The following is a 21,624-nucleotide window of genomic DNA, read 5'->3' as shown; positions in this document are numbered from 1 at the left end:
CAAGCCCAGCCTCGACTACCTCGACCTCGCCGCCGGCGACGACGTCCGGCTGTACGACCACCCCGAGGGCTTCGAAGTCGTGCCGGCCGAGGACGACCCACGGATCGTTACCGACGGTGGCTGGCTTCGTGGCACCCACCCGCCCCACGAGTGGCATCAACTGAACGGCATCGAGCGCGATCTCTTGTACTCGATCCGCCGACTCCAGGCCCGTGATGGCGCGCTCTCAGGGCAGAATATCGCTCGTGAGTGCGAGACACTGCGAGACAGCCCGCTTAGCAATGGGTCGATCTATCCAGCACTGAGCGGGCTCATCGATCAGGATCTCGTCACCAAACACGAGCGGGAGAACACGACGGCCAACCGGTACGAGCTCACTGATGAAGGCGAACAGCTGCTTGCGATCCACGTCGCGACCTTCGAGGCGCTATTCGAGGACTCGGAGGGTAATAGATGACCGACGAGGACTCCGCTGCCAACGAGCGTCAGCAAGCAGCCGACGACCTCTTCGCTGTCCTCCAGGCCATCGACGCGGTGGACCTGAACGGCCTAGAACCCGACGACATACGCACCCTGCTGGACCTTCGCGAGGGCATCGAGTCGCTCACCCGCACGTACCGCACTGGACAACACGACACCCCACAGGACGGTGGTGCCCAATGAGCAATCCCTACACCGTCCCCACTGGCGAGGGGTATCTCGGCGTCTGGTCAGCCAACGACTACACAGTTACCCTCACCACGGCCACCATCGACGCCGTCGACTGGACGGCTGACGATGCTCTCGTCGCAATCGAGACACCGCGCTCGGATGCCATCGCCGTCGTCACACGCACACACGTCCCCGACCGGAGTGTGATTCTCGCCGACGTGCCCGCCGGCACCCACAACTACGGGATGGATATCCGCCTTGGTCCAGACGCCCTCGGCGCACTCGCTCCCTTCGAGCCAGGCGATGACGTTCGTGGCTACGATCGTGATCCGAGCGGCATCTACGTCGTCCCCGCTGGTGCGGACCCGTTCGTCGAGCACCCACGGCCACACACGACGGAGGGCGAGCGATGAGCGAGTCCTACTACAACGGCTCGCAGCGCTGCGAGGACTGCGGCGAGATCACCGCCGACACTAGCGAGCGCGAAATCGACGGCGACACGCTGACCCTCTGTGGGTCGTGTGCGCTCGATCACTTCGTCAGTGAGCGGTAGCTGACGATGGGTCACAGGTCCGCGGTTCGCGGCCGGCGAGCGTCCGCCGTCGAGCCGTGGCTGTGTGGCCTGTGGCAGTGGTTCGACCAATTGCATCGTACGCCAATCACCACCCGTTCCTGCCGTTTTCTCCACCCATGACAGACACGTCACCACCGACCGACACGAACAGCACACAGATCAACCGCGACGCCATCGCGACGGCACTCGAAGCTGACGGCACTGACGCGATCGCCGGGCTCGTCGACACCCTGTGTGAGCGCATCGAATCGCTCGAAGCTCGCGTCACCGAACTCGAACAGCAATCGGACGACACGGAAGCGTTACGCGAAGAGAACCAGCAACTGCGCGAGCGCGTCGCGGACCTCGAAGCCCGCCTGGACGCACAGGCAACGCTCCACTGGGACAGCGACGACCTCCAAGATGTCACCCTCGAATCGACGAGTGGTGTGGAAGTTCCACTCGGCCGGATTATCAACGCGAAGGTGTCCGAACAGGATCTGGATGAACACCTCACCGACAGCACGCTCACCGACGCCGTCGCCGAGTTGCAGTCACGCGAACTAGAGAAGGACGGCCACCTGCAGTACGACACTGTCACCGAGCACGTCGAGCTCCTAGACGTCGACGGCGACCGTCTCGAACGCTTCGAAGGTGACGACGGTAACACGTGGGTTCGACTGCCCGACGCAGAAGACCCACTCGAACGCTCTGGGACGAGCGCACTCGCGACGGCCGATCTCCTGCCTATCCAGCAACTCGCCCGGATGGACGAAGAAATGCTCGCAAACGCCACGAGTCGCCGTGCAGACTATCTTGCTGCTAAAGCGTGGGCCGAGCGGGGAACGAAGTCAAAATCCTCGCTGTGGTCCAAAGGCTGTCGCTCAGTGAGCGAATACGTGGACGCCTCCGACCTCCGTGTCTGGATCAAGGCCAACCACCAGCGCCCGGACGAAGACATGAGCTACGAGAACGCAAAGAAACTCGCTGGGAAAACGCTAGAGCGGATCAGAGAACTCGCAAAGAGCCGCGTCTACATCGAGAAGCGTGATCGACGCAAGGACGGCCTGAAATACAAAGAGCGGCGGTTAGTCGTGCCGACCGACGCCGAGATACCGGGTAAGCAGTCAACTGCCGATTCGGCTCCGGGGACGACCGAGGTCACCGGATAGGAGCCTCCCCGGGCCACTGCCACCCCCGAGAGGGGACCACAATCTCTCAAAAAACACTCAGATCTCACAGACGCCGCCCAGAGAACAGGCACCTTCGACGCCTGTTCTAGTGTGTTCGTGGTATCGGTAGCTGTTGGTATCGCTGTTGAAGAGCGGTGTCGGCGGTGTAAGCCAGCAACGGACGCTCAGTGATCACCAGTGATACAGAATTTCCCCGGACGATGGTGTCATAGAACAGTTCGCAAGGTGGTTGATTTCAGGACTGGCGAGGCCGGATCGCGTGCTCAGAAGACGTGCGAATACATCGGGTTACGTCGTGGTAGTAGCGTTTCCTGACTGGTTACAGGCCATAGACGTACTTGTCGATAAGCCAGCCGATGACAAAGAGTCCTGAAATCAATCCAGCAACAAAAATCGCACCACTAACTGTGCCTGTCTCTCTCCAGCCGACGACAAGCCCGACACTGACGACGAATCCAGCAACAATGAACCGCCAGTCCATAGATACTGTTCTACGAATTAGATGATAATTCTACACCCTATATTGACTAGGCGAGCAGCAGATCCGGTGCTCGATATGCGTGCTTACTTAGCGAAACTCATTTTTGACAGAGATCCATCTACTATTTTATGCGGAATGTCTTGGTTGGAAAACTACTCGGTTCCAAGACGTGGAACAATAGGTGGTACGTCTATGTAGGGTCTCCAGTTTTTGCGTTCCTCGGTGCCCTTTTTTACTTGCTTTTTGGCGTTCACCTAATTTCAGAACCATTGGCAGAAACCGTATTAATGGTCCTATTTCCAGGGGTGACAGTTATAATTGGCTGCGCGATACTCGCTATAATTGACGAGATGTGATTCAAACGCGAGATATTCTGATGTGTATCTCACCTGTACTGATCAAATCAACAATTCCGTGAAGGCCCTTCTATGAGACGCTCCTTGAAGTCAACGTACTCTGACGGATAGTGGACACAAACGCTCATCGTGGCGGGTTCTATTGGCTATCGCGATCCATGACCGGACTGACCTGTACGGCACGACCTGTTTGTCAGCGTCCTCAGAACGCGTCGCGGTCTGGTGTGCGAACGAGAAACAGCGATTCTCGTGCCCGCCGAGCGTACTGGATGCGCGACCGCAAGGTACACCTCGTCTCGATACCGGCAGAGCGACCTCCCTCCCGCATTTCTGGGCACGGAAAAGACCCCCTAGTAACAAACACGCCACACTCCTATGTTCCAACAGCCCCAACACTAGCCTATGGCGAGCGGGACTATCGATATCGAGGAGTTCGAAAACGCTGACGCCGACGAATTCGAGGAACGGAATGACACCGAGCGGATCGTGGTGTTCCTCGACAAGAATGACGACCGGGCGTGGAAGGCGGCGACGATCGCCGAGCAACTCGGGTTGGACACGGACGCTGTGAGTGCAATCCTCTCACGATTGAAAGAACGCGGTTTCGTGCGGCACAAGCGTCCGTACTGGGCGATCACAGACGACAAAGAACGACTCCAAGCTGCCTACCGGCTCCACCGTCACCACGAGACTGCAGACGAACAGTACGGCGGGGAGCGTCTTGAGGACCTCCAAACCGACGAGATGGAAGAAGTACAGTGACGGCGTTCGAGGAACTGGAACGTGGCGACATCGTGTGGGCGACTGACCTGCTCTCGGAGAAAGGTCGCCCAATGATCGATCAAAACGAGCGGTTTACTTACCCGTCTTCGTCTGACGGTGACGACGTATCGGCGGGCTGAATTCCGAAAAACCGGAAGAACCGCAACGCTGATTTAGACCCCTTCTTGCCGCGTTCCGGTTCGAGATCACGGCCGGTTTTCCTAGATTTCACCATCGTACTCTCTTCTAGGAGAGCCGTCCTAGATAAATCTAGGGCACTGCGCTGGCTCCACACTAGACGTTTCCTTCTTAATCAGGCGATAAGTCAGGTGAAGCGAGACGGAGGAAATCGCTAACGAATACTAGTAAGAAAAGAAGGGCCACAGACGGATGAATCCCGAATCGAGAATTAAAAAGCCGCATTCCAGAAGCAAAGAGCAAAAACGAAATGCCGAAAATCAAGAGGATTTGCACACGGCTCAGAAGATCTCGGTTGTGGTCGTTCTGCTCACTAAGATCACGTGACCACTGATTATATCCCCGTATGAGCTCAATTAACCACTCCTTTTCAGAATACCCGCCTTCAAGGACGTCTTTTCGATAGTTGGTGCCGATCCCGTATGGAATGTTTGTGACAGTATATGTTCCCACACCAATCACAGCCGATGTAGCGAGAATTAGAACACCAAACCCAGCAACGAAGAGCGTCCAAATACTGACTGAGTCAAGGGGATTACCCTGCGTCACGCCAAGCGCTGAGATGACGATCCCTAAAATTAGAACTGCAGTCCGTGTCGTTCGCATTGCTTTGTCGTCAATCTCGTTTGCTAAATTGATCTGATTCTGGAGTGTTTCGCGTGATTCCGTAATTGTCCGCCGATAAGCTGCAGTTTCAGTATGAAATTCCCACGAGGCGTCCTCATTGATTTCAAAGTGGTCCTGATCGGTTGTTTCGGCTGTCGTGGTTCCATCAACGTCTGTTTCCGTCAAACCATTACTATGAAAATATAATATTGACCAGATAATGGCTACAATACCTATATAAACCAACAATGTAAACTCAGGTTTTCGACTCTGGGAGAGCGAGAGTGGATTCAAGCGGTAAAAACTGTAGCTAAGGACTGCTGCAAGGATATGGTTCCAAAAGATCAGCGTTGGAGAGCGGGTCCGAGAATCGTCATTTCCCATCTAATTACCAGAATGGTTCTACGTGGTGATATTTTATACCTGTCGAGATCAATCACTATCTGACAATATCCTACGGTTTTGCGATAGAGTATCCATAGCTACGGTCTTTGGATTATTACCATGCAATTCGCTTTCACCCAAGACTCACTCTTCGTTCTCCCGCGGATCGCTCACAAACTCGTAACATCCAGAACTAAACTTGTTTTCCAAGTGGCCTGCTAGCTCAAGCCGCTGAATTCGATTTTGAATCGTTGCTTGTACAGGATCGCCGATCTCCGCCAACCGACCGCTCTCTTCGAGTCCACGATACACCTCTGTTGGTGTTGCCTTGCCCCATGGGCCGTCCTCAGTCCGCCCCTTGAGTAAATAATCCAGGATAGCAGCGTCGATCTCGTCGATATCGTCTGCGCTCAGAGTCACAGGTTCGAATCGTAACACCATTTTGTAAATAACTAACGGCCATACGTCTGTAATAACAATTGTATTTACAAATCTAAAACTCTGATAATCACCAACACCTTTAATTATTATTCTAGGATATGATAATACATGCAGAACGTCGAACGCCCTGATTCCTACCTGCCATCCTGGCGTGAGCTCAGTGATACCGAGCGCGACGTGTTCGTCGCAGTTCTAGCGCTCCACGCCGACGAGCGCCCTCCGACTGGCAAAGCGGTTAAGAACAAAGTCCAGCAGCGACGGTCCATGACGCAACCGACTGTATATCGTGCTCTTCGAAGCCTGACCGAAGCTGGGTACGTCGAGAAAGACCGAGGTGAGCAGGATGGTCGTATGACGATCTATAGTGTGACCGAACAGTCGATTAGCGAGTTTGTAAGAGTTCGCAGTGAAGAATACGACGTCGTCGAGCAGGTCGTCACCCAGATGTTTCCAACTGCTACTAGTGTGTAGTGACATCCTCCGCGCCGTGAACGGAGAGGGATCGAAGATCCCTCAGGCAGTCGGGCAAAGCCCGACGACGGCGCGGCTTCCCACGCATGGGGAATACCAGCTAAGTGGGGCTATCGCTGGCAGAGGGTTCCGACCCGTGGAAGGCTGAGAGATAGAGACAGGAGACACTGAACAAACCAAGGACCCCCGCCCTCCGCCAGCGGATGTCTCGATTCAGGCCGAGGTACCAATTCATACAAGCTCACTCACCTTTGTCGTTTCAGTGATGTAGTATCTTGTCCTCTATCTGGATTCGTCAAGTGTAATGAGAACTACCTATATTGACCAGACGAGCAGCAGATCCGGTGCTCAATATGCGTGCCCACTTTTTACTCCCTCGGGTGTCCTCGCTTCGCTGCGGGCACCGCTCAGTCGCAAAATCTGGACGAAAACCCCCGGACGACTCACTCACTTCGTTCGCTCGCGTCCGGTGAACCACCTCGCTCGCGGGGCTCGCTCGGTGGATGCTTCCCTGCTCACTGCACAGCCTCTACTGAGCGCTCGGGAGAGCGAAGAACAGCAATGTGAACCGTTGTATGACACCCTCAAGTACTACGCTTGGTAGTCGGGAAAGGTTCTTATGCGGGAACTGCCTCAATCAGAACAGGCCCAACTGGAGGCACCCACGATGACCTTCCAAGAACAACTCCGCTCGATAGAAGAGCGGTACGACGTAAGTGAGAGCGAACATGCCCGGGAGCTTGGCCGCACTGTCGCAGACCTTCAGGACTAACGCAGTTATTCTGCCTCTTCGAGAAACGAGACGAACTCTACTTTTCCGATGCCATCGGTACTGACGAGTTCGTCGTGTCCAGCACGTGTGACGGATTCGGTGAGGAAGTCCGTACAGAGTTCGGTGTGTGCATCCCCATAGTGCGCCAACGCTTCTGAACGAGTGAAATCGAGGTCATACTCTGCAAGACCGATCTCGATACCATTCTTCCGTACAACGGTGTCACACCCCCACTCAGAGAGTAACGAGAACGCCGTCGTATTCCGGCGAACCGTGAGAAGTCGCTTCGAGTCGGAAATGTACTCGTTGACCCACGTCTTCCAGTCGTACGCTTCGGTCGCAAAGTCAGGAAATGAGAACCCGGTTTCGATGCTTTCCAGGTACCACTGAGCCAAACTGATCGAAGTCCGGTGGTTCGCGTTGGGTAGCGCGTGTTTCAGAATCAGCGTGGACATCAGCTGCCCTGCGACATCGACAGCGGTGCCGGTCCAATCGACGCGAGCGATAGCATCAGGGATCCGCTCTAATTCGATCTGCTTGTAGATTTCGAGCTTCTCTTCCTCTTCCAGCTCCGTTTCCTCGACGATCTCCTCAAATATCTGGAGTAACCGTACCGTAATCGTCCGATCTTCCGGTGACATCTCATCGAGCTCGTCCTCGAACTCGTCGTCAAGATCCTCGACCGTACCGCTCGCCCCACAATTCGTATACAGCACAAAGAATTCCTCTTCGAAATCGTAGTGCTCGATAATCGCGTCTTGCCCAGCCGTCGTTATCTCATCCTTGTCTTGCGTGACAAACGTGAGAGAATAGTGAGAATCATCGGGATGATGGTAATAGACACGGGCAGTCATCCCATCAGTGTAGGCAGTAGACCGGATTAAAACACACTACATCCAGAGGTCGACGAGCACGTTTGGACAGTACTACTGATACGCGCATTTCTGTACTAAGCGAATCGGGAAAGCGAAGCACAGCTATGTGAACTGTTGTATGACATTCTCACTGCTACACCAAACGCCTGAGTTCGGTTCTCACCAGATCCCCCGCCACGGCGGCCAAATGTTCGTCCCCAATATTTTATCGAAGAAGTAGAACGGCGAGAAGAACACTAACATAGACCATATCAGCCACATAAGCGGTGCCATTGGCCCGCTAAAGGACGTCGACGGCGACACAACCGTTTCACTCCCCGTGTAGGTGGGAACTCGCTTCCAGAACGGCGTTGGCTCGTATCTGATGTGGACGCGAGACGTCGTTTTTGGGATCGTCACAACAGCGACTCCTGAGGCATTCGTATCGATCGTATAGTTCCCCACATGGATTTTTCCTTCATAGTCAGTGGTCGAAATCGGCGTCCCCTGACTGTCTCGTAATTCGATGCGCAGTGTCATATTCGCTCGTGTCGTTTCCAGAATCGTTGCCGAAAGATTCGATTCGCTGGTCTCCACTTGTTCGAAGAATGTCGTCGAGATATTGGTCCCCGTCCCTCGCACAACGCCGACCATCCGAACAGTCTCTGGGCGGGCATTTGGATGACGGACAGCGAGTTGCCACGACGTGTTGTACGTCCCAGTCACCGGAAACATTGAGACGTTCGCCGGAAGCGACGGTGCCTGCATCTCCTCGCCTTGTGAGTGCAGGAGTGTCGTATTCGGGCTCCGTGAGACACCTTCTGGTGCGCTTGCTGTCGGCCCAAGCGCATCAGGGTACGCGTAGGTCTGCAATGGATTTGCTGGCGATGACACAGTCCCTGTGCCGTCTGCAGTAACGATTGAAAGGCTATCCCACCCTGTCCGTCGGCCACTGTAAAAGCGCCAGACACCGTCGGCGCTATCGCCATTGGGAAACTTGAGGGCGGCCCACGGAAGATTGCGGTGGACAACGAGTCCAAGGTCTCCGTTCGGGTAGCGTGTGTAGAATCCGGACGCTAAGACCTGATACTGCGTCACCTGTCGCGTCTTTCGGACGGTGAGCTGGTCACTGTGTGTCGACGATGACGTTTCCCAGTGACAGGACCCCTCCTCATTGCAGTGTTTCGTCCTGACTGTTTTCGTCGCTGTAAGGCTGATCTCTGCTTCGAGGCCAACTGGATGCTGGCCTGGTGTGAGGCCGCTGTATTCGACGCTGACGGTGTGGTCTGGCGTCGTTGTCCCGATGGTCCGGTAGCCTGAGACTGCTTGGACAGTCGTTATCTGCGCGCTATTGAGCGACCAGCTGACTCTGCGATCACCGCTGGTGTCATCAGCTGGCAGCGAGACGCGGTAGTCGATCGTCCCCAGGATGGTGCCATTGCTCGGGACGTACAACGGCTGCCGATCTGGGTTGATATACATCTGCGTCGACGGCTGAATCGCAAACAGTTCAACGTAGGCGTCTTTGATCCAACCCTTCGAGCTCGAGGACGTCTTGGTGCCACGAGGGATGATTGACGCGCTGGTATTCGTCGACGACACAGGGAACTCTTCGAGATCACGCTGGTTCCACGTCTCGACTGCTGCAGGTGGCCGGTGATATGAGAGATCTGTCCCGTTCGCGAGCGCCGCATACCCCGTCTGATTGGCCGTGATGTTTACGTCATCGTCGTTGGACCAAAGCGGATAGAACGTGCTGTTGTTCAGCCCGTGCTCTGGCTCCTCCGGGGGCGTGGGTTCGCTTGGAACAGCGACAGCAGCCCCAGTGGATAGACAAAGCGCGACCAGTAGGCCCACAACCTGCACACGACGGTCAATCGTCATCAGCCGTATGCATCTCAGCGAACATCGATGCTCTCTCCTCGACGGTATCTGTTTTGCTCACGTCATCAGTGTCGTCTTCGTCGACTTCGTATCCAGCATCAGCAAGCGCCTCTTTGAGCCGCTTGTCCATGTCTGGGCCAGACCGACGGAGTTCGGTATGGTCGACGATGAGTTCTTCTTCCCCGTTGTCGTTCGTCACCCGGATTTCTGGGACCATCTTCTCGGGCCGGACAGAGACCTCCACCTCCTCTCCGTACTTTTCGAGTAGCCGATCGCGGAACTCCTGGATCTGCTCGGGGACACGTTCACTCTCGTCCATGCCGGGAAGTGCCGATCGCACGTCTTCACCGGGCTCTAAGTCCACGACCGCCGCTTCAATATCGCTAGCGCGGACGTGGACCGGATACCACCCTTTGTCTGCGACACCGAAGGCGGCCTCTGAATAGCCGCGTTCTTCGTCGCCAGGTGTGGCGTTCCGCACGAACTTTGCCTCACGTTCGTTCATATCGACTTTCTCCCGAAGGTCGTCGTCTAGCCCTTCGATGTGGAAAAACAGCTTGTGGTCACACTGCTCGGCAATCGCCCGTGCTTCCTCATGTTGGAAGAACTCGCCGACGGTCTGGGTAATGAACTGAATCGAGAGGTCGTAGTGGCGACTATGCCGGACGGCTTGTTCGAGGAACTGCAGGGCAGCTTTGTCCCGCATGATGTACCGAGCTTCGTCGATCGCGAAGATGATCTTCTTGTCAGATTGTTTGGCGCGTTCGTACACCGCCGAGAACAGCAGGTTCATCATCAAGCCGAGGCCGCCCCGAGACTCTTGCTGTTGCAGGTCGAGATACACGACGTCCTCGTCTTCGATGTCGAACTCGGATTTCCGACCTAGGTTCGACAGCGCGCCGCCTTCCAGGAATGGCTCCATCGCGAGCAGCAACTGGGCTGCACGCTCGCGCTCTTCGTCGGTGACTTCCTCGGCCGCATCGAGGATTTCCTGCACTCGCTCGTCGTCGTCGACGATGTCTTTGATGATCGTATGTTCCTCGACGTCGGTGACCATCTCCAATAGGACTGGCACCACATGTTCACGAATCGTCGGGTTCGGGTTCCCGTGCGTGTCGGGGTCGTCCAGAATGATGTTCTGTTCTCGGTAGGCGATTCGAAGGGCACGCTGTAGGGTCGTCCAGCGCTCTCCGAGTTCCTCGCCTCGCATCTCGAAAAATGACTCGAAGAACGCTTTCAGGTCCTTCATCTTCGCCTTTCCAGGGTCAACCTGTGGATCTTCTTTGACGTGTTCGGGTGGTTCTCTGATTTCCAACGGATTGAGTCCGAAATCACCGCCGACCGTCACAGGCTGGCCGCCCAGAGCACTACAGAGGCCAGCGAACCCCTGCAGTGGGTCAAGCATGACGATAATGGTGTCTGGATCGTAGAGATGCCGGCGGAGCAGGTGGAGTTTCGTCGAGAAGGATTTGCCAGCGCCGATGTTCCCGATCGTGAGCATGTTGTACCCACGGTCGTGGGTGAAGCGATCGTAGATGATCGGGCTCGAATTGGCAGCGTGTTCGCCGATCGGGATACCCTCGTCCTGCATGAGCGTGCCACTCGAAAAGGGCATCATCGCGCCGACGGCGCCACCCATCATCGAGTGTTTCTTGCCGACCTCGTCTTTGGCGATCGGCGTGTTCGATCGGAGCGTTCGCTCCTGATCCTTGGTCTTGAGAATCGGCGTCATGCCCGCCTTCTCGAGCATATCCTCCAGATCGTCGCTCGCCCTGTCTAGCAGGTCTTCGGTCGGCGCGGCGACGGTGACGTACATGGAGACGTCGACCAACTCTGCATCCGTGTCACGGATCGTATCTCGCATCTCCCGGTAGTCGTGCAATTTTCGCTCCATGTCGCGGGCCTCGATCGTCTGGCCGTCGTCAAGTAACAACTCGTACTCCGATTCAAGGTCGCGGATCTTATCTTTCAGATCAGCCAGCGCATCGGTCGTATCGAGTGGATCGACATGGATCGAAACGTCGTAGTCCAGTCCCGGTTGGGTGAACACATCCTCGAAAGCGCCGTCCCTGATGTGTTCGGGCCAGCCATCGATGAAGTACGATCGAACGTAGTCATCTTCGATGCGGAGGTGTTCGTAGTGTTCATCGTCCTCGATGATGTGTCGCGGTGCAATCGCGGACAGTTGCCGTTCACTAACGTCGTCGATCACCGTTGGCTCGTCCACATCATCTGTGTCAGATCCGTCGTCGACAACGGCTTCTGGCTCCGTAGTGTCACTGTGAGAGTCCGCGTTCGGTGCAGCCGCGTCTGTATTCCCTCCCGTGTCATCGCTCACATCCCCTGTTGTGTCGTCGACAGTACCGTCGACGTCGTCGGTGGCTGCTTCGTCGACGACAGGCTCGTCGATCGCTTCTGTTTCGACCTCGAACGTGTCGTTTTTCGAGATCAGACCGAGTTGTGCCAGTAGTAACAACAGCAGGCCAATGGCCGCGAAACCACCGACGACTGCGATAGCAATCAGAACTGGACTCGTTGAACCGATACCTGGAAGCTGTAGCACTATCATGACTCTGTCTCCGTCTGTTGGTCGTGACCAGCGCGCATGGTCACGCCGCGTGTCTGCATCTGTTCGCTGAGATCGACCTCTGATTCTTGCCGGTAGGCTCGTTTCAGCACCTCTGTATGCTCGACGGCAGAGACGCGTTCAGCATCGACATCGCCGATCTCTTTGAGCTGATACTTCACCGTCTCAAGCCGATTATAGAGGGTTTCGCGCTGACGACCTCGAAGGACAGGCTCTGGGATTTCCTCGTCATCGTCGTCGTCGACGAAAAACGAGATCACGGGCCACTCGGCAATCTGGTCTTTCACTCCTCTGGTGCGACGGCTTGACGTGACCTCGTCTTCGGCAACCGGCACCACCACGTAGTACTCAATCATCTGCGTACCCCGACTCTGGAGTTCAGCTGGATACCAGGCTAAGAAGTTCTCCAACAGCGTTTCGAGTTCGGGATCACCACGGACGTCATCGTGCGTGCGGCGGGCCTGATACGAACTCAGGAACTGCTCGATGTCGAGTTCGCGTGTCGTCCGATAGATCTGAATCTCGAAATCGAGTGTGTTCACGACCGACGCGAAGTTCTCGACGGCGTTTTGCCACTCGCCGTAGGTGGCGAGCGAGAGGTTCGCGGGATATACACGAACTGCCCCCAAGATCGTCGAATCTGGGCGCTGCAGATAACCAGTGTCGTCGTGCTCGTCACCGCCAGGGTTGATCTGCTCGATATTGAGGACGTCCTGTGTTCGCTCGTTGGTCGCCCATACTGATTTGACGAAATCGTAGTCGGCGTGGTCTTTCTGTTCGCGATGGTCGTGGTCGTAGTGGGTGGTGATGTGGAAGTATTCCGAGGGTTGGGCCAGGTGCCCGAGATGAAGTTGTAACCACTCAGTCGATTTGTAATGCGGGGGCGTGGTCTTGAGCGTGATCGCCGCAACGACGGTGAGAACGGCTCCAATGACAATACCTGGAGCCATAACTACCGCCTGTGGAACCACGATTCCCACCATTTCCAGCACCTGCGGTATCACGACCAGCGAAAACAGCACTGCAATAGCCCCGGGCATGAAGAGCAGCCCGTCGCTGAGCGTGAGCCCACGCCACAGCGTCATCGAATCGTTCATCTGCTGGGGCACACGCTGCTGGGCTTCGTTCATGCGTCTGGGTCAGACTGATTCTGTTCGAGGAGGTGTTCGGGATCGAGTGTCTCAGCCTGCTCGACGGCGTTGATATAGCGGGCTCCAAACTCGAGCATCGTCCGCCACGTGACGCCGTACTCATTCTTGGAGTCTTTAATGTCAGAGAGGCGGTCATCGTCGAAAAACTCGATGTGGACGTACGACGGGTCGTGGTTCTGGTTATTTCCCATAACTGAAAGCTCCTGTAGAAGTTAGCAGGTCGACATCGGGCCGAAGCTAGTAATCAGCGCGACAATCCCCGTCAACATCCCAAGGCCAAAGCCGTACATCAGGGAAGAACGGATGTTCTCCTTGTACTCTTTCTTCTTCCCAGATTTGTTGGTGCCAGCGGCCTTCATCATGTTATACCCCGCATTCGCACTCCCGACCGTTGGGCCAGCCGCTGTCAAGAACACCATCCCATTGTTTACGGTCGTAATAAGCGGGTTGTTGCACGCCTGATCCTGCGTCATATTTTGCGCCAGAACCGGTTCGACGAAGGCCAAGAGGCCGACCATCACAGCGCCGATCCAAAGCAGCGCCCGCTGCATACCTGGTGTAATGATGTGTGACTCAGACTCTGCCGGTTGGACGTCTGGTTCTGAATTTGACTGGTTCTGATCTGTTACTGACATACTTCATATCAGGCATTGAGTGTTAGTCAAATATTGGTTTTGTCGCATTTCAGACCGGCTAGGATCGCATATTATAATACCCTAAATATAGACATGATTAGCTTCACAACTAAGAATAGACAGAATAGAAGAGTGTTTGCGAGCGCTGTCAGTCCGCGACTGGCGGGAGCACAACCTCAAAGATCGTTTCGGAGTCGGCTGTATCGGCCTCGATGGCAGTCAAGAGAGCGTCAAGCTCTTCGAGTGAGACCGTTGCTCCGCTGTCCTGGCAGAACTCCTCGATCTTCGCGTGGTAGGCCCGGATCGCAGCCTCGCGGGCACCTTCCTGACTTTCTATTCCGTGCGTCGACGAAGCAGTGTCAGCTGATTCCATCGTCATTCTGCGCTTTCTTTCTCTTGGAACTGCGTGACCTGTTGCGTGAGTCCTGTCGCGTTCAAATCGGCACTGATGAGCGACCGATCGCCTGTCTTGATCCGGATCTCATGCTCCCCTGCCTCGAACCAATCGACCGGGAGCTCAATCGTGGCGTTCTCGTAGAGCAGTCCGTTCGTGAGGCTGGTCTCCGAGAGTGACTTATTGTAGGTCGCACCAGACGGGGCGATCACCGTGATCTCTGGGTTGGCTGTCCGCAACGGGGTGGCGTCGTAACTGAGGTTTGCCTTGATCGACGGCGAGAGTCCATCAACAGTGGGTGGCTGACTGATAGAAATGTTGTTCGTGCCCGTGTGGAGCGACGAGATCGGGATTGGTTCGACCTGGCTTTCGTTCGTGGGGATGAACTGACTGCCGCTGAAATCGGTGGCCCACGAGTAGTCCTGGCCGTTGATCGTGATGGTTCCTGCAGTTGGCTTTGCGCGCGCCCCGTATGTGAAGGCGTAATCGAGGTTTCCACCCTCTTTCGAGAACGTGAGGTCGTTGCCTCCAAGTTCCAGTACAGATGGTGAGACTTCACACGTGAGATTCGACTTGAGAACACCTGCTTGCTTACACAGTGTCGTGTCACCAAGCGAGGCTGCCGGGGATTTCACACCCCATCGTTCCGTGTAGCGAATCTCATACCCAACTTCGTCACCTCTCGACAGTGTGAGGTTAACGGTGTTGTCTCCCCGTTGCAGGGCGAGTGGGACTGTTTCCGTCTCACCGTTTGAGAGTGAGCTCGTATTGTACGTTTCACCGTTTGCTGTGACCTCAACGGAACCAGTTGGTTCTAACGTGGTGACTTCTCCTCCGACCCAGATCTTTCCGCCTTCGCAGGTATATCCCTCCCCTTCAAATCTAATGTACCCATCACGTTCCACATCAATTGTGTGTGAAGTCGAGTTCCACTGGTGATTGTATGCTTCATCGCTTAGATATTCGCTGATAGTCTTCCCATCATAGTGGATCTCCACAGTCCCTGTTGCCCACGCTCCCCAGCCCTCTAGACTAGAACCCGCATAGACGTCGAAATCGACCTCATATCGCCCAGAGTCGAGATCATAATAGAGAGAGTCCTTTGGATTTTTACACTTTCTGCCAGGGCTCTCAGAGAATACGTTCTTATCGAACATCTCTTCAGCCCTAGAATCTTTCCCAGTGAGCGTGATTTCCGCAGTGGGTTTGATATTGCCACCAACATTGTCTACCTGAATATCACCGTAGTAGTCCCGCCAAGTATCCGACGTGGTGTGCTGTTTCTGTGAGACATCTGCTGAGAGCGTCAGGTTCGCCCAGGCTGGCTTCATATTTCCGTCAATATCAAGCGTTCGGGTGCCAGAGTTCTCGATTGTGCCTGCGATAGTGCGCTTTTCCTGATCCTGGACACCGCTCATCCCAAGAGCCTGGGTTTCGGGGTCGGTGTTGCCACCATTGATCGGGAGCATCTCGAATGGCCCCGTGAAGACCTGATTCGTGAGTGTCCCCGTATAGACCGGACTGAGCGTCACATTTGTCCCGGCGGCATTCTCTGGCTGGGCGAATGAGATATTCGTCGACAGGTAGGTCCCTCGACCGCTCGCGTCGATCCGATAGCTCGACTGGGTCAACAGGGACAGGCGATTCCGAGAGAGCGTATCTCCCTCGTCTTTGACAAAGAGTGCCTGTGTCGGCGAGTTAGAGACAGTGACTGCCCCATCCGACGTGACAGTGAACTCAATAGCGGACGTCGCGACCGTTCCAGTTTTGGCATAGATCCGGTGGGTTCCCGACGGCAGGTCCTCCGAGAACCGATACGTCCCGTTCGCCGCAGTCGTCGTCGAGCGTCCGAGATCCGAGATGATGACGGCCGCATTTCCAACTGGATTGCCCTGGCTATCGAGCACAGTTCCATGCAGCGGTGGGAGACTACTCGATGCCCCCTCTGGACCACTCGTCTCCTGGGGAGGTGACGACGATCCGCCGCCACCGCCACCACCAAATGAGTACTCCGGCGTTGTTGGGGAGGATGAGCTAGTCTCGGTGGAGTCACTTGGGGTCTCGAAATCCTGGTCCGGCGTCCACGAGAACGAGTCAGTTGATGGATCGTCCCCGGCAGATGGCGAGTTAGTCTGGGTGTCGAGATATTCAAGATACGCATCCAGGACACTCAGCGCGATGTCTTTTGATCCGTAATTGTATTGCTCGTCGGAGAGTCCATCCGGAGTGAGGGACTGGTCGCCATTGGTGACATAGAATCCATTTGGTCCCTCGTAGACCGTCCAGTTCCCCTGTTCGGTGATAATTGTCGGCGTAGACGTATTCTGCTCGGTAGCTTCTGAGCCGCCGAAAATCGGGCCAGCCATCAGTGGAATCCAGAGGAACGCGGCGAGGAAGACGACAACTGCAAGCCCGACAGCAATGGTTCGTCGGGAAACCTTCGCCAGTATCGACGGCATCGACAGCGACAGACTCCCAATTGACCACTCTGGATCGGCGAGTTGTTTCTCGACTTCCTCGGGATCGACACGTGTCTCACACTCTGGACATTTTGTACCGTGGATGATCTTCTCACGGGGATCATCCTTTTGACGAGCGAATGCGGGATACCGCTCAAGGCCCTCTGTCCGACAGTTCGGACAGATGAGCTCGTCCCGCGATCGTGCCTCGCGTTCGGACAAGTCCATATAGAATACCATTACCGGCCATCACACAAATATCATATTTTTTAACATACCTGCAAAATTTATATTCAAATCTGAAGCTATCTCGTTCGTCAGCAGTGGGTTTCTGTGTTGGTGATGCTAGCGTGTCATAGAATCAGTCACAGCCAGTGAGTAGAACTTCTCACTGTGTCCGGGGATCAAGCACAGAAAGCGGAACACCATGGGAATTTTATCGACGAGGTTAGAAGAAAGAAGAGTGGCCTCCAATAGATTTACCCCGTCGAATACAGCGATAGGACTTGTGGTCATAGCCCAACTCGGTATGTGTATACTGCTCCTTGGTGGCGTCGTGAACGGGGTTCACGGATCTGATACGCTGATTGGATGGGTGGTCAGGTCGTTGGAATTGCGGTAGCTCTTGGCGCGCTGGCGCTCCTTCTGGTAAGGCGTAGGTTGGGTCTCGACGCGTAACCAAGACAGCTGTCGCTCCTGTACTGAAGGGTTCGATCAGCTACCAGCTGCGAAGACAACCGGGCTGCATACGTGCCCTATGCTAACCGACTCAAGAATTCCGTGAGAAGCTTTCTATGACACGCTCGATGCACTATCCTCCTTGGCGGATCGTCTATTAGATGAGTTACCTATTCGCTAAATCGTCCCCAAATTTTCAACTGCTGTCGGAGCCACTCTGGATCGGTTGTTTCTCCGTTGAGTGGTAAGTCGTCAAGCATCCACTGAAGGATACCGCTCATCGTCCACATGAGCGCACGTGAGTCTTCGTCGATGGTATCGGGATCGCGACTTTCAAAATGCTGGACAAGGACTTCGACTTGTTCGGTCGTCGGGTCATCCGCTTGAGCGATGTATTCGCGTCCCAAATCGATAAATCGGTTCTGTATGTATTCGCTGTCTGCTCTCTCTTTGTCCGTGTCCGCAATGATATCCTCGAGGAGGCGTTCGTTCATGTGAGTCTATGGACAGTGTAGAGACATGAATTCACTGGCGAAGGGTGTCATAGAACGGTCCGTATGTCAGTGATTGGCCGCTTCCAGTGATCAGTACAGATAGTGCACTCAGCAGTCGGCCATCGTTGATTTCACCCAGATCCGGATGAATCAGCCGATCAGTAGAACTGGGTACTGCCCACTCTTAGGAGGCAGTCCGAACGGTGGAACTGCTCACGACCGGCGCGTGAATAACAGGAACCCATGAAGTTGAGACTATTCTGGAACAGAGGAACTGGGTCGTTCCAGCAACTCAAGAAGTCCCCGGGCAACAATCGTGGTCAGGAGACACAAGAGATAACCAGCAAGGATGGGTGTCCGAATTGCAGTGTGGCCAGGCCACAGGCTTCCGGTGAACGCGACGCCACTCCCCACAATGATGCCACTGAGAACACTGTAGTGGATTAAGCGGTCCGAACCAGCACGCAATCCCGCCCCAAGAAGCGAAATCCCACCGAGAACGCCGACTAACCCAGTTATCACTCGTTGACCTCCCATTTCGTGGCCGCCGGCTTGCGAGGTATAGAGTCTGTAATAGTCTCCTTGGTAGTAAACCGTGTACTCCATTGTCGCGTCTGTGAGATATGCGAACTCTTGGGGCTTCTCAGCTTTATCGTACACTGTATACGTCCCGTCGTTATTGGCTGCTCGATATGCATGCAAAAACGCAGATTGTCCCGCTGTCGAAAGTTCCGAGTAGTTGTAGACGTCCTCGCCTTCAGGTGTTACATTGAGGTGCTGGACGTCGTGTTGATACCCGCGATCATTGAAAAACAATGTCACCATCCCACCGACAACGAGCATCGCCCCAACTACCAGAATGAAGAGTGATTTGATGGAGGGCATATGAAAACTAGATACTATTCTGATAAGTATCTTGGCTCTACTGATCGATTCGATTTCCCGTGATTCGAGAAGCGACAAGTGCAAGATACGCACAGTTACTGAGCACCAAGTCTGCTGTCTGCACGGTCATTACAAGTGAGGTACACATCAGAATATCTCGCGTTTGAATCACATCTCGTCAATTACAGCGAGTATCGCGCAGCCAATTATGACTGTCATCCCTGGAAATAGGACCATTAATACGGTTTCTGCCAATGGTTCTGAAATTAGGTGAACGCCAAAAAGCCAGTAAAGAAGGGCACCGAGGAACGCAAAAACTGGAGAACCTACATAGACGTACCACCTATTGTTCCACGTCTTGGAACCGAGTAGTTTTCCAACCAAGACATTCCGCATACAATAGTAGATGGATATCTGTCAAAAATGAGTTTCGCTAAGTAAGCCCAGTTACTGAGCAGTCGATCCATTCTGCTAATTCTGAAATCAACCACCTTGCGAACCGCTCTATGACGCCCTGATCTGGATACCAATCGATCCTGTCCGGGGAAATTCTGTATCACTGGTGGTCGCTTCGCAGGAGTTGCTGGCTAACACCGCCGACACCGCTCTTCAACAGCGATACCAACAGCTACCGAGACCACGAACGAACGAGAACAGGCGTCGAAGGTGCCTGTTCTGTGGGCGGCGTCTGGGTGGGTTGGGTGTCTTCTTAGAGATGTTGGCCCCTTCTCAGGGGTGGCAGTGACCCGGGGAGGCTCCTATCCGGTGACCTCGGTCGTCCCCGGAGCGTCGTCCTGGGTTGCTTTCTCACCCGGGATCTCGGCGTCTGTCGGCACGATGAGGCGGCGTTCTTTGTATTGCAGCCCGTCCTTGCGTCGATCGCGCTTCTCGATGTAGACGCGACTCTTTGCGAGTTCTCTAATCCGTTCGAGCGTTTTCCCGGCGAGTTTCTTCGCGTTCTCGTAGCTCATGTCCTCGTCCGGGCGCTGGTGGTTAGCTTTGATCCAGACACGAAGGTCAGACGCGTCGACGTACTCGCTCACTGAGCGACAGCCAGCCGACCACAGTGAGGATTTTGACTTCGTTCCTCGTTCTGCCCACGCTTTCGCTGCGAGGTAGTCTGCACGGCGACTCGTGGCGTTCGCAAGCATCTCCTCATTCATCCGGGCGAGTTGCTGAATAGGGAGCAAGTCGGCCGTCGCGAGGGCACTCGTCCCGGAGCGTTCGAGTGGGTCTTCTGCGTCGGGCAGTCGAACCCACGTTTCGCCGTCGTCACCCTCGAAGCGTTCGAGGCGGTCGCCGTCGACGTCCAGGAGCTCGACGTGCTCGGTGACAGTGTCGTACTGGAGATGCCCATCCTTCTCTAGTTCGCGCGACTGCAGCTCGGCAACGGCACTGGTGAGCGTGCTGTCGGCAAGGTGTTCGTCAAGATCCTGTTCGGACACTTTGGCGTTGATGATCCGGCCGAATGGGATTTCCACGCCACTGGTGGAGGTGAGCGTGGCATCCTGCAAATCGTCGCTATCCCAGGAGAGTGTGGCCTGCTCGTCCAGACGGGCTTCGAGGTCGGCAATGCGCTCGCGAAGGCGCTGGTTTTCTGCACGGAGGTCGGCGATGGATTCGTCGGTGGCAGTGTCGCTCGGTGGAGTCGGCTGGTCGGCTTCGAGTTCGGTGACGCGGGTTTCGAGCGTCTCGATGCGATCACAGAGGTTCTCGACGAGACTGGCGACTGCGTCGGTCGTGTCGTCGTCGAGTGCCGTTGCGATTGTCTCGCGAGTTGTTGTGGCGCGATCCGTCTCAGTGGTTGGTGACGTGTCTGTCATGGGTTGAAAATTGAAGGGGGTGGTTGGCGGGCGATACAGCGAGTCGAACCAACGACAGCCAGCATGCACGCGTCGCTAGACGGCAGCAGCTACCCGGCCGCTGTGCAAAGCGCGTGCGTGGCATCGTCAGCTACCGCTCACTGACGAAGTGATCGAGCGCACAGGACCCACAGAGCGTGAGGGTTTGCCCGTCGATCTCGCGCTCTTTGGTGTCGGCGGTGAGCTCGCCGCAGTCCTCACAGCGCTGGGAACCGGTGTAGTAGGACTCGCTCATGACTGGCTCCCGTCCGTTCGGTACGTGCGAGTAAGCGACTCGACGCCCTCGCGAAGGTCCAGCAGAGTGCGTATGTCGTCGGGTTCTAGGCCGTTCAGGTCAACCGCGTCGATGGCCTGGAGGACAGCGAAGAGGTCGTCGGCTGCCTGCTGACGCTCGTTGGCAGCGGAGTCCTCGTCGGTCATCTGTTGGCCTCCGTGTCTTCAAATAGCGTCTCGAAGGTCGCGACGTAAATCGCGAGGAGCTGTTCGCCTTCATCGGTGAGTTCATACCGGTTGGCCGTCGTGTTCTCCCGCTCGTGTTTGGTGACGAGATCCTGATCGATGAGCCCGCTCAGTGCTGGATAGATCGACCCATTGCTAAGCGGACTGTCTCGCAGTGTCTCGCACTCGCGGGCGATGTTTTGGCCAGAGAGGGTGTCATTGCTGGCTTCGAGTCGGCGAATCGCGAACAAGAGATCGCGTTCGATCCCATTCAGTTGGTGCCACTCGTGGGGCGGGTGGGTGCCACGAAGCCAGCCACCGTCGGTAACAATACGTGGATCGTCGTCGGCCGGCACGACTTCGAAGCCGTCTGGGTGGTCGTACAGCCGGACGTCGTCGCCGGCGGCGAGGTCGAGGTAGTCGAGGCTGGGCTTG

The 21,624-nt window shown here is 55.5% G+C and carries 25 protein-coding genes; 7 read left to right on the top strand and 18 right to left on the bottom strand.

Annotated features, from left to right (window positions below; translation table 11 throughout):
• The 5 genes from ACFR9U_RS13865 to ACFR9U_RS13845 form a co-directional block, all read left to right on the top strand.
• A partial coding sequence (locus ACFR9U_RS13865; RefSeq protein ID WP_379814567.1) for a PadR family transcriptional regulator occupies positions 1-457 on the top strand: 457 nt, incomplete at its 5' end.
• Entirely contained in the window at positions 454-663 is a 210-nt protein-coding gene (locus ACFR9U_RS13860; protein ID WP_379814565.1) for a hypothetical protein, read from the top strand. The genes ACFR9U_RS13865 and ACFR9U_RS13860, both read left to right, overlap by 4 nt.
• A complete protein-coding gene (locus tag ACFR9U_RS13855) occupies positions 660-1,064 on the top strand; it encodes a hypothetical protein (RefSeq protein ID WP_379814563.1) in 405 nt (134 codons plus the stop codon). Before ACFR9U_RS13860 ends, ACFR9U_RS13855 begins: the two co-directional genes overlap by 4 nt.
• Entirely contained in the window at positions 1,061-1,204 is a 144-nt protein-coding gene (locus ACFR9U_RS13850) for a hypothetical protein (protein WP_379814561.1), read from the top strand. The genes ACFR9U_RS13855 and ACFR9U_RS13850 overlap by 4 nt, the downstream gene beginning before the upstream one ends.
• 137 nt (positions 1,205-1,341) lie before the next feature.
• Positions 1,342-2,376: a DUF8008 family protein gene (locus tag ACFR9U_RS13845; protein WP_379814559.1), complete on the top strand. Its 1,035-nt coding sequence runs from the start codon at positions 1,342-1,344 to the stop codon at positions 2,374-2,376.
• Positions 2,377-2,716: 340 nt separating this feature from the next.
• On the opposite strand, the gene ACFR9U_RS13840 is transcribed toward ACFR9U_RS13845, so the two are convergent.
• Entirely contained in the window at positions 2,717-2,878 is a 162-nt protein-coding gene (locus ACFR9U_RS13840; protein ID WP_379814557.1) for a hypothetical protein, read from the bottom strand.
• Between the two features lie 758 nt (positions 2,879-3,636).
• Between ACFR9U_RS13840 and ACFR9U_RS13835 the strand changes: the two genes are divergently transcribed.
• Positions 3,637-3,996 (top strand): MarR family transcriptional regulator, encoded by a 360-nt coding sequence (locus tag ACFR9U_RS13835; RefSeq protein ID WP_379814555.1) that lies wholly within the window; start codon positions 3,637-3,639, stop codon positions 3,994-3,996.
• A 309-nt stretch (positions 3,997-4,305) separates the two neighbouring features.
• On the opposite strand, the gene ACFR9U_RS13830 is transcribed toward ACFR9U_RS13835, so the two are convergent.
• Both ACFR9U_RS13830 and ACFR9U_RS13825 read right to left on the bottom strand, forming a co-directional pair.
• The gene (locus ACFR9U_RS13830; protein WP_379814553.1) at positions 4,306-5,184 is read right to left on the bottom strand and encodes a hypothetical protein; all 879 of its coding nucleotides are present in this window, start codon (positions 5,182-5,184) and stop codon (positions 4,306-4,308) included.
• A 144-nt stretch (positions 5,185-5,328) separates the two neighbouring features.
• Positions 5,329-5,604 (bottom strand): hypothetical protein, encoded by a 276-nt coding sequence (locus tag ACFR9U_RS13825; protein WP_379814551.1) that lies wholly within the window; start codon positions 5,602-5,604, stop codon positions 5,329-5,331.
• Positions 5,605-5,733: 129 nt separating this feature from the next.
• On the opposite strand from ACFR9U_RS13825, the gene ACFR9U_RS13820 reads away from it, so the two are divergent.
• Positions 5,734-6,096: a PadR family transcriptional regulator gene (locus tag ACFR9U_RS13820; protein WP_379814549.1), complete on the top strand. Its 363-nt coding sequence runs from the start codon at positions 5,734-5,736 to the stop codon at positions 6,094-6,096.
• A gap of 777 nt (positions 6,097-6,873) precedes the next feature.
• On the opposite strand, the gene ACFR9U_RS13815 is transcribed toward ACFR9U_RS13820, so the two are convergent.
• The 15 genes from ACFR9U_RS13815 to ACFR9U_RS13745 all read right to left on the bottom strand — a co-directional run.
• The gene (locus ACFR9U_RS13815; protein ID WP_379814547.1) at positions 6,874-7,722 is read right to left on the bottom strand and encodes a DUF8172 family protein; all 849 of its coding nucleotides are present in this window, start codon (positions 7,720-7,722) and stop codon (positions 6,874-6,876) included.
• Positions 7,723-7,902: 180 nt separating this feature from the next.
• Positions 7,903-9,606, bottom strand: a complete 1,704-nt coding sequence (locus ACFR9U_RS13810) for a DUF8186 domain-containing protein (RefSeq protein ID WP_379814545.1) — start codon at positions 9,604-9,606, stop codon at positions 7,903-7,905.
• Positions 9,596-12,175 carry a VirB4 family type IV secretion system protein gene (locus tag ACFR9U_RS13805; RefSeq protein WP_379814543.1) on the bottom strand — a complete coding sequence of 860 codons (2,580 nt, stop codon included), beginning with the start codon at positions 12,173-12,175 and terminating at the stop codon, positions 9,596-9,598. Before ACFR9U_RS13805 ends, ACFR9U_RS13810 begins: the two co-directional genes overlap by 11 nt.
• Positions 12,172-13,323 carry a hypothetical protein gene (locus ACFR9U_RS13800; RefSeq protein ID WP_379814541.1) on the bottom strand — a complete coding sequence of 384 codons (1,152 nt, stop codon included), beginning with the start codon at positions 13,321-13,323 and terminating at the stop codon, positions 12,172-12,174. Before ACFR9U_RS13800 ends, ACFR9U_RS13805 begins: the two co-directional genes overlap by 4 nt.
• Positions 13,320-13,535 carry a hypothetical protein gene (locus ACFR9U_RS13795; protein WP_379814539.1) on the bottom strand — a complete coding sequence of 72 codons (216 nt, stop codon included), beginning with the start codon at positions 13,533-13,535 and terminating at the stop codon, positions 13,320-13,322. The genes ACFR9U_RS13800 and ACFR9U_RS13795 overlap by 4 nt, the downstream gene beginning before the upstream one ends.
• Before the next feature lie 21 nt (positions 13,536-13,556).
• Positions 13,557-13,979, bottom strand: a complete 423-nt coding sequence (locus ACFR9U_RS13790; RefSeq protein ID WP_379814537.1) for a hypothetical protein — start codon at positions 13,977-13,979, stop codon at positions 13,557-13,559.
• Positions 13,980-14,127: 148 nt separating this feature from the next.
• The gene (locus tag ACFR9U_RS13785) at positions 14,128-14,352 is read right to left on the bottom strand and encodes a hypothetical protein (RefSeq protein WP_379814535.1); all 225 of its coding nucleotides are present in this window, start codon (positions 14,350-14,352) and stop codon (positions 14,128-14,130) included.
• Positions 14,353-14,354: 2 nt separating this feature from the next.
• Entirely contained in the window at positions 14,355-17,060 is a 2,706-nt protein-coding gene (locus ACFR9U_RS13780; RefSeq protein ID WP_379814533.1) for a carboxypeptidase regulatory-like domain-containing protein, read from the bottom strand.
• A gap of 620 nt (positions 17,061-17,680) precedes the next feature.
• The gene (locus ACFR9U_RS13775) at positions 17,681-18,004 is read right to left on the bottom strand and encodes a hypothetical protein (RefSeq protein ID WP_379814531.1); all 324 of its coding nucleotides are present in this window, start codon (positions 18,002-18,004) and stop codon (positions 17,681-17,683) included.
• Between the two features lie 255 nt (positions 18,005-18,259).
• Positions 18,260-18,889, bottom strand: a complete 630-nt coding sequence (locus ACFR9U_RS13770) for a DUF7979 domain-containing protein (RefSeq protein WP_379814529.1) — start codon at positions 18,887-18,889, stop codon at positions 18,260-18,262.
• 168 nt (positions 18,890-19,057) lie between these two features.
• Positions 19,058-19,285: a hypothetical protein gene (locus tag ACFR9U_RS13765; RefSeq protein WP_379814527.1), complete on the bottom strand. Its 228-nt coding sequence runs from the start codon at positions 19,283-19,285 to the stop codon at positions 19,058-19,060.
• 362 nt (positions 19,286-19,647) lie between these two features.
• Positions 19,648-20,712, bottom strand: coding sequence for a DUF8008 family protein (locus ACFR9U_RS13760; RefSeq protein ID WP_379814525.1), 1,065 nt, complete (start codon positions 20,710-20,712; stop codon positions 19,648-19,650).
• A 130-nt stretch (positions 20,713-20,842) separates the two neighbouring features.
• Entirely contained in the window at positions 20,843-20,986 is a 144-nt protein-coding gene (locus ACFR9U_RS13755) for a hypothetical protein (RefSeq protein ID WP_379814523.1), read from the bottom strand.
• Positions 20,983-21,171 carry a hypothetical protein gene (locus tag ACFR9U_RS13750; protein WP_379814521.1) on the bottom strand — a complete coding sequence of 63 codons (189 nt, stop codon included), beginning with the start codon at positions 21,169-21,171 and terminating at the stop codon, positions 20,983-20,985. The genes ACFR9U_RS13755 and ACFR9U_RS13750 overlap by 4 nt, the downstream gene beginning before the upstream one ends.
• The coding region (locus ACFR9U_RS13745) for a PadR family transcriptional regulator (protein ID WP_379814519.1) at positions 21,168-21,624 on the bottom strand (457 nt) is incomplete at its 5' end. The genes ACFR9U_RS13745 and ACFR9U_RS13750, both read right to left, overlap by 4 nt.

Origin of the sequence: Halorientalis brevis, from assembly GCF_042678165.1 — an archaeon.
GTDB classification, from domain to species: Archaea; Halobacteriota; Halobacteria; order Halobacteriales; family Haloarculaceae; genus Halorientalis; species Halorientalis brevis.
This window is presented reverse-complemented; position numbering and strand designations above follow the sequence as displayed.